Below are 2,200 nucleotides of genomic sequence, written 5' to 3'. Positions count from 1 at the left end.
ACGCCTGATCCCAATCACAGTGCGCTTCACTCGCGGGTGGTTGCGATCAGGCGTTTGGCGACTTCTCGGAGTTTGACGTTGCCGTCTTGGGAGAGGCGGGCCAGGAAGGCGAAGGCGCGTTCGTCGGTCAGGTGGTAGCGCTCCATCACGATGCCGACCGCGGTGCCGATGGTGCTGCGGGTGCGCACGGCTTCTTGCAGGTTGTGGATCTCGCGGGCGTAGTCGATCGCCATCGCCGCCTGGTGCCGGAACAGTTCACCGAGGCCACCGAGATCGCTGAAGGCGCCGACCTGACGGGCGTACAGGTTGAGCGCGCCACGCGACTTGGGCGCGTCGAAGAGCCGGATCCCGGCCTGGGCGTTGAGCCCGGCGGCCACCGCGCTCGCGGCGTACCGCGGGAACCGCTCGTCGCGCGCCAGGTCGGGTGAGGTGATGTGCACCGAATCCGCGGCAGCCTGGTAGCAGGGACCTTCCCGCAGTTCGTACTGTGCAGCGTCGACACCCCACAGCACGTCATCGGTCGGCGCGACCGTCTCCAGCCGGCCGTCGACATGCAGGATCGTGATGCTCGCATAGTCGGTGTCCGGCAGCGCTTCGACCGCCGCCGCGGTGATCCGACTCAGCGTGTGGTCAAGGTCGCCGGGGGTCAGCGTCCTGGCCAGTTGCTGGGCCAGATCCAGGAGCCGGTCGTCAGTCACGACCCCGCCGGTACCCCGGAACTGCCCCGGGATTCGGTGAATCTGTCGCCCAGACCGGGGAACCAGGACTCCACGTGGCCACGAACCCGTACGGGACAGTCGCCGCCAGGCTGGGCGGGTTCAAACCTGAGCCCGCCCAGCCGCCCCGGCACGACCGCCCCCACCACGACCGACGCCGGAAGCAGCCCGCGCAGGTAGCCGATCGGCGCGCGTCAGGCCCGTGGCTTCCGGAGCCGGGTGTGGGTGCCGTCGCACAGGGGTTTGCGGGCGGAATGGCCGCAGCGGCACAGCGCGATGGTCCGGCGCCCGGCCGGCAGCAGGTCACCGTTCTCGTCGCGCAACTCGAAGTCGCCGCGCACCAGCAACGGCCCGTCCGGGTACGCACGGATCACCGCGGCCGCGCCGGCTGAATCACTCATACCTGCCCCGGTGCCCAGACCCGAACCGGTTTGCGTCCGGGTACCGACCCGGTCCGACCCGGAGGGAGAACCCAGATGCAAGTACCACCCGCGCGCGGGCCGTTGAGCGGCTGGATCACCGCCCGGCTCACCCAAACCACCGACCAGCCCGCACCACAGGTCACCGTACCCGGCCCGATCGTCGCCGACGACGACTTCCAGCTGGCGCTGTGGTGCTGCAACGAACTGAACTACCGCGGCTTCGACCACGCCCCCACCGACGCCGACTGGGCCCCCGACATCCTCGCCTTCCGGACCGCGCTGGAACGCCCCTGGACCCAATGGCTCCAGGCCACCTTCCGCCCCGAACCAGCTGCCGGGCCGATCGCGACACAGTTACGTCACCTGATCCAGGCCGACCACGGACCGCCACTGGCCTCCTACCTGCACCGGCACGCCGACCTCGGCCAATTCCGGCAATTCGTCACCTATCGATCCATCTACCAGCTCAAGGAAGCCGACCCGCACAGCTTCGCCATCCCACGCCTCGACGGACCCACCAAAGCAGCACTGGTCGAGATCCAGGCCGACGAATACGGCGGCGGCCGACCCGAACGCATGCACGCCGAACTGTTCCGCACCACAATGCGCTGGCTCGGACTCGACGACTCCTACGGCCACTACCTACCCCAGGCCCCAGCCATCACCCTTGCCGTGTCCAACCTGATGTCCCTGTTCGCCCTGCACCACCGATGGACCCCGGCCCTGCTCGGACACCTCGCCGCCCTCGAAATGACCTCCACACTACCCAACCGCCGCTACGCCGCCGGCGCCCTGCGACTCGGAGCCTCGCCCGAACAAGCCGCATACTTCACCGAACACATCGAAGCCGACGCCGTCCACGAACAAATCGCCGCCCACGACCTCTGCGCCAACTACACCGCACAACACCCCCACGCCACCACCGACATCATCTTCGGCGCCGCCACCTGCCTCGGCCTCGACAACCTCCACGCCCACCACCTACTCACAACCTGGCACCAGCCAGCGACCTCCGACAATCGAGCCTTGTCACCGTAGATGCATAGACCCGAGTCACCCGGG

3 protein-coding genes are annotated in these 2,200 nt (G+C 68.5%); 1 reads left to right on the top strand and 2 read right to left on the bottom strand.

Annotated elements, in window-relative coordinates; all coding sequences use genetic code 11:
- Positions 1 to 26: 26 nt before the first annotated feature.
- Together E0H73_RS45560 and E0H73_RS45555 are read right to left on the bottom strand one after the other, a co-directional pair.
- Positions 27 to 698 carry a GAF and ANTAR domain-containing protein gene (locus tag E0H73_RS45560; protein ID WP_131367560.1) on the bottom strand — a complete coding sequence of 224 codons (672 nt, stop codon included), beginning with the start codon at positions 696 to 698 and terminating at the stop codon, positions 27 to 29.
- A gap of 212 nt (positions 699 to 910) precedes the next feature.
- A complete protein-coding gene (locus E0H73_RS45555; protein WP_131367559.1) occupies positions 911 to 1,117 on the bottom strand; it encodes a CDGSH iron-sulfur domain-containing protein in 207 nt (68 codons plus the stop codon).
- A gap of 75 nt (positions 1,118 to 1,192) precedes the next feature.
- Between E0H73_RS45555 and E0H73_RS45550 the strand changes: the two genes are divergently transcribed.
- Positions 1,193 to 2,176 (top strand): iron-containing redox enzyme family protein, encoded by a 984-nt coding sequence (locus E0H73_RS45550; RefSeq protein WP_131367558.1) that lies wholly within the window; start codon positions 1,193 to 1,195, stop codon positions 2,174 to 2,176.
- Positions 2,177 to 2,200 lie beyond the last annotated feature (24 nt).

It is taken from the genome of Kribbella pittospori, from assembly GCF_004331465.1.
In the GTDB taxonomy this organism is placed as follows: Bacteria; Actinomycetota; Actinomycetes; order Propionibacteriales; family Kribbellaceae; genus Kribbella; species Kribbella pittospori.
The sequence above is the reverse complement of the archived record's forward strand: the minus strand, read 5'-3'. Positions and strand labels throughout refer to the sequence as shown.